Origin of the sequence: Caldimonas caldifontis, assembly GCF_002930615.1 — a bacterium.
GTDB lineage: Bacteria > Pseudomonadota > Gammaproteobacteria > Burkholderiales > Burkholderiaceae_C > Caldimonas > Caldimonas caldifontis.
The window spans coordinates 113,471-126,972 of record NZ_PSNX01000008.1 but is presented as its reverse complement, the minus strand read 5'-3'; the positions used below and the strand labels follow the sequence as shown (position 1 = coordinate 126,972).

Below are 13,502 nucleotides of genomic sequence, written 5' to 3'. Positions count from 1 at the left end.
GCCGTTTGTCTTCAGTTGGTGTTCTTTCGGTTTCTGAGAACGCCGCTCGCAGGCGTGAAACGATTGACTGCCACCCAGGGCAACCGCCGCAAGGGTAAAGAACCCCTTCAGAAGCTCAATGTAAATCGGCGACATGCCCCCTACCCCTCCCCCCACGGCAGCATCAAGGTCACCATCAGCAGCGACTCGAACTCCTGCCGGAACTTGGCGGTGATGGTCTGGGGGTCGGGGCAGAGCTTGGCATCGGTGATGAGGCCGAACTGCACGCCGCCACCGTAGGAGAGGATGCTCAGGCCCATGCCGATGTCGCCGGACTGGGGCACCCAGAACATCACCTGCTCGAGCGTGGAGCCGCAGAACTTCAGCGGCTCGCGCGGCCCGGGCACGTTGGTCATCACGGCCGTGGCCTTGCGGGCGAAGTAGTTCAGCAGGGTGTGCTGCACGGGCTTGATCAAAAGGCCCGCCATCGCCAGCACGGCAAAGGCCAGCAGGGGCTGGTAGCTGCCCTTGAGTTCGGCCATGCGCGCGCGCACGGCAAACACACGTTCGATGGGGTTGGCGATGCCGATGGGCAGCACCAGCGGCACCAGGCCGAAACGGTTGCCGAGTTGATGCGCTTCGGCCATGGGCCGCAGGTTCACCGGCACCATGGCGCGGATCTCCTTGCCGGTCGGGTCTTCACCGTGCGCTCGCAGGTAGTCGCCGATGGCGCCGGCCGCGCAGGCCAGCACCACGTCGTTCACCGAGCAGCCCAGGGCCTTGCCGATGGCCTTCACTTCGTCCAGCGGCACGGGCTCGCCCCAGGCCACGCGCTTGGACGGACCGGGGGTGCCTTTCAGGCGCGTGGGCGAGTCGTCGCTCATCAGCGCAATCGCAGCGGCGTCGCTGACCACCTGCACGCCCATGCGCGCGAGGTCGATCGAGCCCTGCAGCGGCATGCCGGGGTGGGCCATCATCTCCATCGACTTGGCCATGCCCTGGCCGGTCAGGCCGATGGCCTTCACCGTGACGTCGGTCAAGGGCTTGAGCACGGCATCGGTGAGCCAGTCGCGTTCGTCATCGGGCCGCGGCTCGCGCAGCTTGGGCAGGGTGCCGCCGTCGGTGAGCGAGAGCATGACGGTGATGAGCGCGATGCCGTCGGCGATGCAGTGGTGGATGCGCGCGATCAGGACGCTGCCGCCGTCGAAGTGTTCGACCAGGCGCATCTCCCACAGCGGGTGGGCGGGGTCCAGCGGCGTGGTGGCGAGTTCGGCGATGCGCGCCTGCAGGGCCTGCATCGGCGACTGGCCGCGCCGGGGCCTGAGGGTTTCGGCGCGCACGTGGCGGGCGATGTCGAAGTCGGGGTCGATCACCCAGCTTGCGCCCATGGCGTCCTCGACCACCTTCTGGCGGAAGCGCCGGTACTTCAGCAGGCGCTGCTCGATGCGATCGCGCAGGGCCTGAAGCGTGATGCCGGGGAAGAGCCGCCACATGCCCACGATGAGCATCAGGTTGGCCTCGGTGTCCATGCGCAGCCAGGCGGTGTCGACCCGGGCCATGCGCTGCGTCGTTGCGGGCATGCGTTGTTCTTTCCTTGAGGAGGCTGCTCTATTCTTGCGGCAAGATGCGCACTAGCATCTGCACCGCAGCATTGCGCGTCAATCGACGTTTCCACCAACCCTTGAGGAGCACCCCATGGCCGACCTGCAAGCCGCCTTCGAGAAGGCTGTCGCCGAGTCCAAGACCCTGCCCGAGAAGCCGGACAACATGACCCTGCTGAAGATCTACGCGCTGTACAAGCAGGCCACGGTGGGCGACGTGGAAGGCTCGCGCCCGGGCTTCACCGACATGGTGGGCCGCGCCAAGTGGGATGCCTGGAATGCCCTGAAGGGCCAGAGCGCCGACGAGGCCAAGCAGTCCTACATCGACCTGATCGAATCCCTGAAGTGAGCGGCTGCGGCCCGTGCGGCCGCCTCCAGCTCACTTCCGGAGCACATCACTTCTTCCGGGCGGCGGCCTTCTTCGCGGGGGCGGCCGTCTTGGCTTTCCTGGCGGGTGTTGCCTTGCGTGCCTCCAAGGCCAGCAAGGTGTCCAGGTTCTTCTGGATCTCGGCCTCGATGGTCTTGGCAAAGGCGCCCAGCAGGAAGCCGAGCCTGGCCTGCAGGTCGAAGTGATCGGGGGCCACGGTCAGTGTGCCGTTCACGCCGGCGCGCGTGAAGTGCACGACGTCGCCGTCCTCGCCCTCTTCCACCGTGCACTCCATGCCGAACTTCTCCTCGGCGTCCTCGGCCCATTGCCAGGCGATCTCGCGGGCCCGCGCCAGGCCCAGGGCGTGTTCACGGTGGATGGCAATCTCGCTCATCGAGCAGGGTCCTTTTCGGCAATCGTGGGGGAAGTGAGGGCCTGGCGGCGCTCGTCGCGGGGCTGACGCGCCAGCTCGCGCACGGCATCATAAAACTGCGGGAAGCTCTGGCCGCGGGCGACGAAGAGCTGCTCGAAGCCCGGCACGAGCTCGGTGTAGCTGGCCAGCACGGCCAGCGAGGCGCCGTTGGCTTCTTCGAACCAGCGGTCGTAGCCGGCAAAGCCCTCCCAGGGCCCAGCCTTCAGGCGCGCGTGTTCGGCACGCATGGCAGCCAGCACCTCGGCCTTGCCGCGGCGCTTGTCGTCGTCGTCCCCGGCGCCGGCATAGACCTGCGCCAGGCGGTCACGGTAGCGCAGCACCAGGGCCTGGAAGTCGCGCCGGCGGGCGTCGAAGCGTTCATACTCCTCCCGCGCCGCGGACGTGGCGTGCAGATCCAGCCAGCGTTGCACCCCCAGACGCTCCACGGCCGTGGCGAAGGATTCGTTGAAGGTGGTGTCGTCCTTCACATAGACGATCTGGTGCGCCAGTTCGTGAAAGATGAGCCGCGCCAGCTCGCCCTCGGGGTAGCGGATGAAGGTGTTGAGCAGGGGGTCGCCGCCCAGCCAGTCGAGCCGTCCCAGGGTGGAGTACGCCGGCACACCATAGACGCGCACCTCGTAGCCCTGCTGGCGCAAGCCTTCAGCAAAGGCCTCGGCCTGGGCACGGTCGTAGTAGCCGCGGTAGCCCACGCAGCCCACCACCGGGAAGCACCAGGTCTTGAGCGTGAGGCTCAGCTCGGGCACGGCCACCACGTTCCACACCGCTGCCGGGCGGCCCAGGTCGGCATAGCCCCGGTAGCTGCGGTTGTCGGGCAGGGCCAGTTCGGCCACCGCGAAATCGCGGATGCGCTGACTCAGCGCCAGGCGCTCACGCAGCGGCTCGGGCGTGGTCTCGTCTGCAAGCCACTGGTCTACCGGCCGGGCCTGATGCACCAGGCTGAGGTGCCCCTGCACCGACTGGGCCAGGTAGCCCACGGTGCCGCAGCCGGCCACGAGCAGCCCCCCGCCCAGGGCCAGGGCGCCCACGCCCATCACCGTCCACAGACCTCGCCTGCGCATCGTTGCCACCGTGACCTCCGCCGCGCAGTCTACGCCGCAGCCACCTCGACCAGCACGTCGTAGAAGCAGGGCGCACGTCCCAGATCGGTCAGGTGCTGGTGTGTGAGCTCGTTCACGTTGCTGCCCCGCAGGCCCAGCTTGCGCCACCAGATGCCCAGGCCGTTGACAACGCCAGGGCGGGCCCGGTCGCTCACACGGGCCGTGCACCAGTACTCGCCGCGGTCGTTGAACACGCGCACCACGCCCCCGTCCGCGATGCCGCGCGAGGCCGCATCCTCCGGGTGAATCTCCAGCAGCGGCTCGCCCTCGATGTCGCGCAGGCTCTTCACGTTCACGAAGCTGGAATTCAGGAAGTTGCGCGCCGGCGGCGAAATCATGGCCAGCGGGTAGCGCGCCGCCAGCCCGGGCGTGGATGTGGCGGATTCGTGGTTGGGCAGGTAGTCGGGCACCCCGTGGCGGGGCGAGTCGATCTCGCAGCGACCGCTGGCCGAGGGGAAGCCACCACTGGCAAAGGGCGCCTCGGGCAGCGGCAGCTTCACCCAGCCGCGCTCGCGCAGTTGCGCCAGCGTGATGCGCCCGCCAAAGGCCTGGGCGGCGATCTCTTCATCCGTCTCGGCAAAGCAAGGCTCGGTGTAGCCCATGCGTGCAGCGAGGTCGCGAAAGATCTGCGTGTTGGGCCGGGCCTCGCCCACGGGGTCGATGGCCGGCTCGTTGATCAGCACGTCGGTGTGGCCGTAGCTGGTGTGCACATCCAGGTGCTCCAGCTGGGTGGTGGCCGGCAGCACATAGTCGGCGTGGTCGGCGGTGTCGGTGAGGAAGTGCTCCAGCACGACGGTGAAAAGGTCCTCGCGGGCAAAGCCCTGCACCACCTTCGGCGACTCGGGAGCCACCGCCACCGGGTTGCTGTTGTAGACCACCAAGGCCTCGATCTTCGGACCGAAGCCGGGCGAGGCCTCGCGCAGCAGGTCGTCGCCGATGGTGCTCATGTTGATCGTGCGCGGGCGGCGATGCCCCAGCAGGTCGGGCCGCTGCAAGGCGGCGCGGTCCACCGGGAACCAGCCCGAGCTGGACAGCAGCATCCCGCCCCCTCGGTGGCGCCAGGCGCCGGTCAGGCAGGGCAGGATGGCGATCAGCCGCACCGCATTGCCGCCACCGCGGGCCCGCTGCATGCCGTAGTTCAGACGGATGGCGGCGGGCGTCATCGTCGCGTAGTCGCGTGCCAGGTCGCGCACCCCCTGCGCATCCAGGCCGCATTCGGCCGCCACGCGCTCGGGCGGCCATTGCAGGGCCCGCTCATGCAGGGCCGGCCAGCCCAGGGTGTGACGCTCGATGTAGTCGTCATCCAGCCAGCCGTTCACGATCAACTCGTGCATCAGTCCCAGCGCCAGCGCCCCGTCGGTGCCCGGGCGCAGGGCGATGTGCTGGTGGCACTTGTCGGCCGTTTCGGTGCGGCGGGGGTCGATGCACACCAGCCGCGCGCCGCGCCGCTTGGCCTCCTGGGCCACGCTCCAGAAGTGCAGGTTCGACGCGATGGAGTTGCTGCCCCAGATGAGGATGAGGCGGCTCTCGGCGAAGTGCTCGACATGCATGCCCACCTTGCCGCCGTAGGTGGCCGTCAGCGCCTCGGCCCCGGCGCTGGCGCAGATGGTACGGTCCAGCAACGAGGCGCCCAGACGATGGAAGAAGCGGGCGGCCATGCTTTCGCCCTGCACCAGTCCCATGGTGCCGGCGTAGCTGTAGGGCAGGATGGCCTCGGGGTCGCGCGCGGCAATCGCACCCAGTCGCTGCGCAATGCCCTCCAGTGCCTCGTCCCAGCTCACGCGCTCGAACTGTCCGGCCCCTTTGGGCCCGACACGCTTGAGCGGGTGCAGCACCCGTTCCGGGTGGTAGCTGCGCTCCACATAGCGCGACACCTTGCGGCACAGCGCCCCGTGGGTGGACGGGTGTTCGGGATGACCTTGCACCCGCACGGCCCGCCCCGCCTCGACCACCACTTGCATGGCGCAGGTGTCGGGGCAGTCGTGCGGGCACGCGCCCCGCACGATCCGGGGGGCAGCGTGATCCATTGCACTGCGCGCATCGACTGAACTGTTCATAATTGGCACACGATCCCCAGGGGGCCCGGAACTGGCCGGCACCCCCTCACAAAGCACAACAAGACCGTCCTGATGACCCCCCATTCTCCCCTCACGCGGCGCAGCCTGATCCGGCAAGCCGCAGCCGCCGGCGTGGCGCTGAGTCTGCCCGCCTGGGCGCAATCCGAACGCATCGTGCTCGGTCAGTCGGCCGCCTTCTCGGGCCCGGCGGCTGAACTGGGCCTGCAGATGAACCAGGGCGCCCGCCTGGTCTTCGATCAGGTCAACGCCAGCGGCGGCATCGGCGGGCGTCAGATCGAGCTGCGCACGCTGGACGACGGCTACGAGCCGGATCGCTGCAAGGCCAACACGGAGAAGTTTGTCAGCGACGGCGTCTTTGCGCTCTTCGGTTACGTGGGCACGCCCACGAGCGCGGCGGCCCTGCCCGTGATCAATGAGTCGCGCACCCCCTTCCTGGGGCCCTTCACGGGGGCCGAGGTGCTGCGCGAACCCTTCAGCCGCTACGTTTTCCATGTCCGCGCGTCCTACTACGACGAGACCGCGCTGATCGTGAAGAACCTCACCTCCCTGGGCCTGAACCGCATCGCCGTGTTCTACCAGGACGACAGCTACGGGATGGCGGGCCTCACGGGTGTGCAGCGCGCGCTGGCGGCGATCAGCCTGAAGCCGGTGTCGCTGGGCACGGTGCAGCGCAACACCGTGGACGTGGCCGGCGCGGTGCAATCCATCCTGCCGGCCCAGCCCCAGGCCATCGTGCAGATCAGTGCCTACAAGAGCTGTGCCGCCTTCATCCGCGAGGCGCGCAAGGCCGGCTTCGGCGGCACCTTCTTCAACGTGTCCTTCGTGGGCACGCAGGCACTGGCCGATGAACTCGGCAAGGACGGCCAGGGCGTGATGATCAGCCAGGTCGTGCCCTACCCCTATTCCACCGCCACCGCCATCGCCCGCGAGTACAACGAAGCCATCCGGCAGGCCGGCGGGAAGGCCCAGCCGAACTACTCCAGCATGGAGGGCTACATCGCCGCCAAGGTGATGGTCGAAGGCCTGCGTCGCGCGGCGCGCCTCACGCAGGACGGACTCATCGCCGGGCTGGAAAGCATCAACCAGTCTTTCGGTGGCTTCAATGTCGCTTTCGGGCCTCGCAAGCACACGGGTTCGAGTTTCGTGGAGCTGTCGATGCTCACCGGCGACGGGCGCGTGCGGCGCTGACACGGTCCGCCCCCTCCCTCGCCAGCCCCGCCCCGAGCGGGGCTTTTCGTTGGGGCTGACACCAGCCGCTGCCCAGGGCTACACTGAATCATCCGATCTTCACGCCGCCCGTCCAGGGCCTTCCCCGTCATGAAGCTCATCGACTCCATCCTGGCTGACGCTGCAGCCATCACCGCCATCCGGCGCGACATCCATGCCCACCCCGAGCTGTGCTTCGAGGAAGTCCGCACGGCCGATGTGATTGCGCGCACGCTGACCGACTGGGGCATTCCGGTGCACCGCGGTCTGGGCACCACCGGCGTGGTGGGCATCGTGAAGAACGGGAGCAGCCCGCGGGCCCTCGGCTTGCGTGCCGACATCGACGCGCTGCCCATGACCGAGAAGAACCAGTTCGCGCATGCCAGCCGGCACCCGGGCAAGATGCACGCCTGCGGCCACGATGGCCACACCGCCATGCTGCTGGCCGCAGCCAAGCACCTTGCCCGGCACCGCAACTTCGACGGCACCGTCTACCTGGTCTTCCAGCCCGCCGAGGAAGGGGGCGGCGGCGCGCGCGAAATGATCAAGGATGGGTTGTTCGAACAGTTCCCGATGGAAGCCATCTTCGGCATGCACAACTGGCCCGGCATGCAGGTGGGCCAGTTCGCCGTGAAGAACGGGCCCATCTTCGCGTCGAGCAACGAGTTCCGCATCGTCATCCGCGGCAAGGGTGGTCATGCGGCACTGCCGCACAACACGGTCGATCCGGTGCCGGTGGCCTGCCAGATGGTGCAGGGCTTCCAGACCATCATCACCCGCAACAAGCGCCCGATCGACGCCGGCGTGATCTCGGTGACGATGATCCACACCGGCGAGGCCACCAACGTGGTGCCCGACGCCTGCGAGATCCAGGGCACGGTGCGCACCTTCACGCTGGAGGTGCTCGACCTCATCGAACAGCGCATGGCCGAGATCGCCCGCCACACCGCGGCCGCCTACGGCTGCGAGGTCGAGTTCGAGTTCCACCGCAACTACCCCCCCACGATCAACCACCCCGAGGAAACGGCCTTCGTGCGCCGCGTGATGGGCGAGGTGGTGGGCCCCGAGAACGTGCTCGAGTTCGAGCCCACCATGGGCGCCGAGGACTTCAGCTACTTCCTGCAGCACAAGCCTGGCGCCTACTTCCTCATCGGCAATGGCGACGGCACGCACCGCGAGGGCGGCCATGGCCTGGGGCCTTGCGTGCTGCACAACCCCACCTACGACTTCAACGACGACCTCATCCCCCTGGGTGCCACGCTGTGGGTGCGTCTGGCCGAAGCCTGGCTCAAGCCCACCGCCTGAGGATCCCACGCATGAGCCGCATCCCCAGCGCCTTTTCGCAGAGCTACGCCGAAGCCCGCACCAAGTTCCTCGCCACCTGTGATGCCCTGGGCCTGGACGTGGAGCACCACCTCCACCCCCTGCTGGGCCGCGACGGGGAGACGCTCTCGATGGACGTGGTGCGCCAGGGTCCGCGTGACGCCAAGCGGCTGCTCATCCTGTCCAGCGCCTGCCATGGTGTGGAGGGCTTTGCCGGCTCGGGCATCCAGATCGCGCTGCTGAACGATGCGCGCTGGCGCGAGGCCGTGGAAGCGTCGGGGGTGGCCGTGCTCTACATCCATGCGCTCAACCCCTACGGCTTCTCGTGGTGGCGGCGCGTGACGCAGGAGAACGTGGACCTCAACCGCAATTTCCATGACTTCTCCAGGCCCCTGCCCCGCAACGACGCCTACGATGAGATCCACACCTGGGTGCTGCCGCGGGACTGGCCTCCTTCTCCCGAGGTGGAGGCGGCCATCCAGGGCTACATCGAGCGCCACGGCCCGATGGCCTTCCAGGCCGCTGTCTCGCAAGGCCAGCACACGCACGAGGACGGCCTCTACTACGGCGGGCGCAACCCCACCTGGAGCAACGTCACGTTGCGCCAGGTGCTGCGCGATCACGGCCGTCAGGCCACCGACATCGCCTGGATCGACCTGCACACCGGCCTGGGCCCCTGCGGTCACGGCGAGCGCATCTTCGCCTCGCGCAACGACGCGGTCGAACTCGAACGCGCACGGCAGTGGTGGGGGCCGGACGTCACATCCATCTACGATGGCTCGTCCAGTTCAGCCGAGCTCACCGGCATGATGTGGCTGTCCATCTTCGACGAATGCCCGCAGGCCCGCTACACCGGCATTGCGCTGGAGTACGGCACGCGACCGGTGCTGGACGTGCTCAACGCCCTGCGGGCCGAGCACTGGCTCGAGAACCACCCCGAGGTGGACGACGAGCGCCGCGCCGCCATCAAGCAACAGCTGCGCGATGCCTTCTACGTCGATACCGACGCCTGGAAGGAGCAGCTCGTGGCGCAGGCGCTGGAGGCCGGCCTCCAGGCCCTGCGGGGGCTGCACGGCGCTCGCTGAGCCCCCGGTTTTCAGCCTCGCCCCAGGCTTTTTCAGCCTGCTCTCAGCACCCACTCAGTGGGTGTTCAGCGTCTGCACGCCCCCCTTTGAGGGCGGCGGTGCGCCCGTGTTCGACCACGAGACAACCGCCTCGGGGAAACACTGACTCTGAAGCGGACAGTTTCCCGCATGCGAGACATGCGGGACAACCCGCGACTGGGACTTTTCTCCTTTTCTGACAAGCACTTGATCTGCATGCCACCGCGTGGCACAGGCCTTGCGCTTCGTGGTGCACCGCCGGCCTCGATGCCGGACGGTGCAGTACACAAGAAGGAGACATCGATGGTCCCGCTGCTGAGCAGTTGCATTCGTTGGGCGACCTCTGCCTTGCTGGCCGTGCTGCTGGCGTGGACGCCGGCACGCGCCGAGGTCGTCATCGGCCAGGTCGCCCCGCTGTCGGGCGTGCTGGCTTCCACCGGCGCGCAGATGGTGCTGGGCGGCAAGGTCTACTTCGACTGGGTCAATGCGAACGGCGGCATCCACGGTGCCCCCATCCGCACCGTGGTGGTCGATGACGGCTACAAGGTGGACGAGACCGTGCGCCTGACCCGGGAGCTCGTGGCCGACCCGAAGATCGTCGCGCTCTTCGGCTTTGCCGGCACCGCCAACATCAGCAAGTTGCTGCAGGACAAGGTGCTGGAGGACGCCGGCATTGCGCTGGTGGCGCCTTACACCGGCGGCGAGCCGCTGCGCACCCCCTTCAACCCGTGGATCTTCCATGTGCGCGCCGGCTATGCCGACGAGGCCGAGCACATGATCAAGCAGCTCGTCACGCAAGGCGTCGAACGCGTGGCCGTGCTCTACCAGGACGATGCCTTCGGACAGGCGGGCCTGGCCGGCGTGGAAGCGGCCCTCGCGCGGCGGCAGCTCAAGGTCGCCACCGCGGCCCCCTACGAGCGCAACACCGACAACGTGGCCGCCGCAGTGAAGCAGGTGCTGGCGGCGCAGGCCCAGGCCGTCATCATGATCGCGGTGAACCGCCCCGCCGCGGCCTTCGTGAAGCAGTACCGTGAGGCCGGCGGCGGCGGACAGCTTTTCAACATCTCGGTCGTGGATCCGGCCGAGCTGGTGCGCCTGGCTGGCCTGCAGCATGTGCGTGGCCTGGGCATCAGCCAGGTCGTGCCCTTCCCTTACCAGCCCTTGCTGCCGGTGGTGCGCGAATTCCACCAGCGGCTGCGCCAGTTCGCGCCCGGTGCCGAGGTCAACTACACGAACTTCGAGGAGTACCTCGGCGCCAAGGTGCTGGTGGAGGCCCTGCGACGCGCGGGCCCCCGCCCCACCCGTGCCGGCGTGATCCGTGCGCTCGAGTCGATGAAGTCCTTCGACCTGGGCGGCATCACCGTGAGCTTTTCGCCCGACAACCGCATCGGCTCGCGCTATGTCGAAGTCACCGTGATCAGCAGCAGCGGAAAGCTCCTGAAATGAACGCCCCGCTGCCCCTTTCCCACCGACCTGCAGGAACCATGAAGGATCCCACCTCCCCCATCCTCGTCGTGCGAGGCCTGACCAAGGAATTCAAGGGCTTTGCCGCCGTCAGCGACGTGAACCTCACGGTGCGCCGCGGCAGCATCCACGCCCTCATCGGCCCCAATGGCGCCGGCAAGACGACTTGCTTCAACCTGCTCACGAAGTTCCTGGAGCCGACCTCGGGCAGCATCGTCTACAACGGGCACGACATCACAAGGGAGTCGCCCGCCCACATCGCGCGGCGCGGCATCATCCGTTCGTTCCAGATCTCGGCAGTCTTCCCCCACCTCACGGTGCTGGAGAACGTGCGCATCGCCCTGCAGCGCAAGCTGGGCACCGCGATGCACTTCTGGAAGAGCGTGGACACGCTCTCGCCACTCGACCCGCGCGCCATGGCGCTGCTCGACGAAGTGGGCCTGGCCGACTTCGCCCACGAGCAGACGGTGAACCTGCCCTACGGCCGCAAGCGCGCCCTGGAGATCGCCACCACGCTGGCGATGGAGCCCGAGCTGATGCTGCTGGACGAACCCACGCAGGGCATGGGCCACGAGGACGTGGATCGCGTCACCCAGCTCATCAAGAAGGTGAGCGCCGGCCGCACCATCCTGATGGTGGAGCACAACATGAACGTGGTGTCGTCCATCGCCGACACCATCACCGTGCTGCAGCGCGGCAGCATCCTGGCCGAAGGGCCCTATGCCGAGGTCTCGGCCAATCCCCTCGTGATCGAGGCCTACATGGGCAGCGCCGAGGTTGAACTCCAGGGGGCCCATTGATGAGCGCCACGACGACCACCGAGCGCCCCGCAGCGGCACGCGCCACCACCGCCACGCCGGCGCTCGAAATCCGTGATCTGCACGCCTGGTACGGCGAGTCACACATCCTGCACGGCGTGAACCTCACGGTGAACCCGGGCGAGGTGGTGACGCTGCTGGGCCGCAACGGCGCGGGGCGCACCACCACCCTGCGCGCCATCATGGGCCTGACAGGCGCGCGCACGGGATCCATCCGTGTGAACGGCGCAGAAGTCATCGCCGCGCCCACCCATCGCATCGCCCACCACGGCGTCGGCTACTGCCCCGAGGAGCGCGGCATCTTCGCCAGCCTCTCGTGCGAGGAGAACCTGCTGCTGCCCCCGCGCCTGAACGGCCAGGGCCCGGGCATGTCGCTCGACGAGATCTACGAGATGTTCCCCAACCTGCTCGAGCGGCGCCACAGCCAGGGCACGCGGCTGTCGGGCGGCGAGCAGCAGATGCTGGCCGTCGCGCGCATCCTGCGCACCGGCGCGAAGCTGCTGCTGCTCGACGAGATCTCCGAGGGGCTGGCGCCCGTGATCGTGCAGGCCCTGGCCCGCATGATCCGCACCCTCAAGGCCAAGGGCTACACCGTGGTAATGGTGGAGCAGAACTTCCGCTTCGCCGCCCCCCTGGCCGACCGACTCTATGTGATGGAACACGGCTCCATCGTCGAGGCCTTCGATGCCGGTCAATTGCAGGACAAGCTGCCCGTCCTGCACGAGCTTCTCGGGGTCTGACCCCACCTTTCACCCAACCGGCGGCACAGAGCCGCCTCATTCCAGAGGAGAACCAAGCATGAGACAAACCCTGCTGGCCGCTGCAGCCGCACTGACCCTGGGCCTGAGTGCCACCCCGGCCCTGTCCCAGGTCTCGGGCGATGTCGTGCGCATCGGCTTCGTGACCGACATGTCCAGCCTCTACGCCGACATCGACGGCCGCAACGGCGTGGAAGCCATCCGCATGGCCATCGAGGACTTCGGTGGCACGGTGCTGGGCAAGAAGATCGACCTGGTCTTCGCCGACCACCAGAACAAGGCCGACATCGCGGCGTCCAAGGCACGCGAATGGTTCGATCAGAACGACGTCGACATGATCCTGGGTGGCACCAACTCGGGCACGGCGCTGGCCGTCTCGGGCCTGGCCGCCGAGAAGAAGCGTGTGTACATCAACGTGGGCGCCGGCACGGCCCGCCTGACCAACGAGGCCTGCAACCCCTACACCGTCCACTACGCCTACGACACCGTAGCCCTGTCGCGCGGCACGGGCTCGGCCATTCTCGATCAGGGGGGCAAATCCTGGTTCTTCCTGACCGCCGACTACGCCTTCGGCCATTCGCTCGAAAGCGACACCGCCAACGTCGTGAAGTCCAAGGGCGGCACGGTGGTGGGCACGGTGCGTCACCCGCTCAACGCTTCGGACTTCTCGTCCTTCCTGCTGCAGGCGCAGGCCTCCAAGGCCCAGATCCTCGGCCTGGCCAACGCCGGCGGTGACTTCGTGAACGCCATCAAGGCCGCGCGCGAGTTCGGCATCGGCAAGACCATGAAGATGGCCGGCCTGCTGGTGTTCCTGAACGACGTGCACAGCCTGGGCCTGCAGAACACCCAGGGCCTGCTCATGACCGACAGCTGGTACTGGGACCAGAACGACGAGACGCGCAAGTTCGCCCAGCGCTTCTTCGAGCGCACCAAGCGCATGCCCAGCAGCCTGCAGGCCGCCGACTACTCGGCCACGATGGCCTACCTCAACGCCGTCAAGGCCGCTGGCACCGACGACGCCGACAAGGTCATGGCCAAGCTCAAGAGCACGCCGCTCAACGACTTCTATGCCAAGGGCACCATCCGCAAGGACGGCCGCTATGTGCATGACATGTACCTGCTCCAGGCCAAGGCCCCCAGCGAGTCCAAGGGCCCGTGGGATCTGCTGAAAGTCGTGGCCACCATCCCTGGCGACCAGGCGTTCACCACGCCCGCCGAGTCCAAGTGCTCCCTGATGAAGTAATTCCCCCGTGGACTGCGGCTGCCCCTGATGCA

The 13,502-nt window shown here is 67.8% G+C and carries 12 protein-coding genes; 8 read left to right on the top strand and 4 right to left on the bottom strand.

All coding sequences use genetic code 11. The features are described from left to right. Positions 1 to 140: 140 nt before the first annotated feature. The gene (locus tag C1704_RS10100; RefSeq protein ID WP_245876444.1) at positions 141 to 1,559 is read right to left on the bottom strand and encodes a wax ester/triacylglycerol synthase family O-acyltransferase; all 1,419 of its coding nucleotides are present in this window, start codon (positions 1,557 to 1,559) and stop codon (positions 141 to 143) included. 115 nt (positions 1,560 to 1,674) lie between these two features. On the opposite strand from C1704_RS10100, the gene C1704_RS10095 reads away from it, so the two are divergent. Next, positions 1,675 to 1,929, top strand: a complete 255-nt coding sequence (locus tag C1704_RS10095) for an acyl-CoA-binding protein (RefSeq protein ID WP_104302599.1) — start codon at positions 1,675 to 1,677, stop codon at positions 1,927 to 1,929. Between the two features lie 46 nt (positions 1,930 to 1,975). Here C1704_RS10095 and C1704_RS10090 read toward each other — a convergent pair whose 3' ends face one another. The 3 genes from C1704_RS10090 to C1704_RS10080 are packed head-to-tail and all read right to left on the bottom strand — an operon-like array spanning position 1,976 to position 5,504. After that, positions 1,976 to 2,341 (bottom strand): polyhydroxyalkanoic acid system family protein, encoded by a 366-nt coding sequence (locus C1704_RS10090; RefSeq protein ID WP_104302598.1) that lies wholly within the window; start codon positions 2,339 to 2,341, stop codon positions 1,976 to 1,978. Further along, entirely contained in the window at positions 2,338 to 3,438 is a 1,101-nt protein-coding gene (locus tag C1704_RS10085; protein ID WP_104302597.1) for an aminopeptidase, read from the bottom strand. The genes C1704_RS10090 and C1704_RS10085 overlap by 4 nt, the downstream gene beginning before the upstream one ends. Before the next feature lie 29 nt (positions 3,439 to 3,467). Next, on the bottom strand, positions 3,468 to 5,504 hold the full coding sequence (locus C1704_RS10080; protein ID WP_419186792.1) for a molybdopterin-containing oxidoreductase family protein: 2,037 nt from the start codon (positions 5,502 to 5,504) through the stop codon (positions 3,468 to 3,470). A gap of 102 nt (positions 5,505 to 5,606) precedes the next feature. On the opposite strand from C1704_RS10080, the gene C1704_RS10075 reads away from it, so the two are divergent. The 7 genes from C1704_RS10075 to C1704_RS10045 all read left to right on the top strand — a co-directional run bounded on the left by C1704_RS10075 (position 5,607) and on the right by C1704_RS10045 (position 13,470). Further along, positions 5,607 to 6,743, top strand: coding sequence for an ABC transporter substrate-binding protein (locus C1704_RS10075; protein WP_104302595.1), 1,137 nt, complete (start codon positions 5,607 to 5,609; stop codon positions 6,741 to 6,743). A gap of 129 nt (positions 6,744 to 6,872) precedes the next feature. Then, the gene (locus C1704_RS10070) at positions 6,873 to 8,066 is read left to right on the top strand and encodes a M20 aminoacylase family protein (protein WP_104302594.1); all 1,194 of its coding nucleotides are present in this window, start codon (positions 6,873 to 6,875) and stop codon (positions 8,064 to 8,066) included. Positions 8,067 to 8,077: 11 nt separating this feature from the next. After that, positions 8,078 to 9,169 carry a M14 family metallopeptidase gene (locus C1704_RS10065; RefSeq protein ID WP_104302593.1) on the top strand — a complete coding sequence of 364 codons (1,092 nt, stop codon included), beginning with the start codon at positions 8,078 to 8,080 and terminating at the stop codon, positions 9,167 to 9,169. Positions 9,170 to 9,490: 321 nt separating this feature from the next. After that, complete coding sequence (locus C1704_RS10060; protein WP_104302592.1) at positions 9,491 to 10,633, top strand: ABC transporter substrate-binding protein; 1,143 nt, start codon at positions 9,491 to 9,493, stop codon at positions 10,631 to 10,633. A 38-nt stretch (positions 10,634 to 10,671) separates the two neighbouring features. Next, positions 10,672 to 11,451 carry an ABC transporter ATP-binding protein gene (locus C1704_RS10055; protein WP_104302591.1) on the top strand — a complete coding sequence of 260 codons (780 nt, stop codon included), beginning with the start codon at positions 10,672 to 10,674 and terminating at the stop codon, positions 11,449 to 11,451. After that, a complete protein-coding gene (locus C1704_RS10050; RefSeq protein WP_104302590.1) occupies positions 11,451 to 12,209 on the top strand; it encodes an ABC transporter ATP-binding protein in 759 nt (252 codons plus the stop codon). Before C1704_RS10055 ends, C1704_RS10050 begins: the two co-directional genes overlap by 1 nt. A 58-nt stretch (positions 12,210 to 12,267) precedes the next feature. Continuing rightward, entirely contained in the window at positions 12,268 to 13,470 is a 1,203-nt protein-coding gene (locus tag C1704_RS10045) for an ABC transporter substrate-binding protein (protein WP_104302589.1), read from the top strand. Positions 13,471 to 13,502 lie beyond the last annotated feature (32 nt).

Coding starts and splice junctions, on each gene's coding strand:
- C1704_RS10100 (WP_245876444.1), bottom strand. CDS start 1,559: ATGCCCGCAACGACGCAGCGCATGGCCCGGGTCGACACCGCCTGGCTG.
- C1704_RS10095 (WP_104302599.1), top strand. CDS start 1,675: ATGGCCGACCTGCAAGCCGCCTTCGAGAAGGCTGTCGCCGAGTCCAAG.
- C1704_RS10090 (WP_104302598.1), bottom strand. CDS start 2,341: ATGAGCGAGATTGCCATCCACCGTGAACACGCCCTGGGCCTGGCGCGG.
- C1704_RS10085 (WP_104302597.1), bottom strand. CDS start 3,438: ATGCGCAGGCGAGGTCTGTGGACGGTGATGGGCGTGGGCGCCCTGGCC.
- C1704_RS10080 (WP_419186792.1), bottom strand. CDS start 5,504: ATGGATCACGCTGCCCCCCGGATCGTGCGGGGCGCGTGCCCGCACGAC.
- C1704_RS10075 (WP_104302595.1), top strand. CDS start 5,607: ATGACCCCCCATTCTCCCCTCACGCGGCGCAGCCTGATCCGGCAAGCC.
- C1704_RS10070 (WP_104302594.1), top strand. CDS start 6,873: ATGAAGCTCATCGACTCCATCCTGGCTGACGCTGCAGCCATCACCGCC.
- C1704_RS10065 (WP_104302593.1), top strand. CDS start 8,078: ATGAGCCGCATCCCCAGCGCCTTTTCGCAGAGCTACGCCGAAGCCCGC.
- C1704_RS10060 (WP_104302592.1), top strand. CDS start 9,491: ATGGTCCCGCTGCTGAGCAGTTGCATTCGTTGGGCGACCTCTGCCTTG.
- C1704_RS10055 (WP_104302591.1), top strand. CDS start 10,672: ATGAAGGATCCCACCTCCCCCATCCTCGTCGTGCGAGGCCTGACCAAG.
- C1704_RS10050 (WP_104302590.1), top strand. CDS start 11,451: ATGAGCGCCACGACGACCACCGAGCGCCCCGCAGCGGCACGCGCCACC.
- C1704_RS10045 (WP_104302589.1), top strand. CDS start 12,268: ATGAGACAAACCCTGCTGGCCGCTGCAGCCGCACTGACCCTGGGCCTG.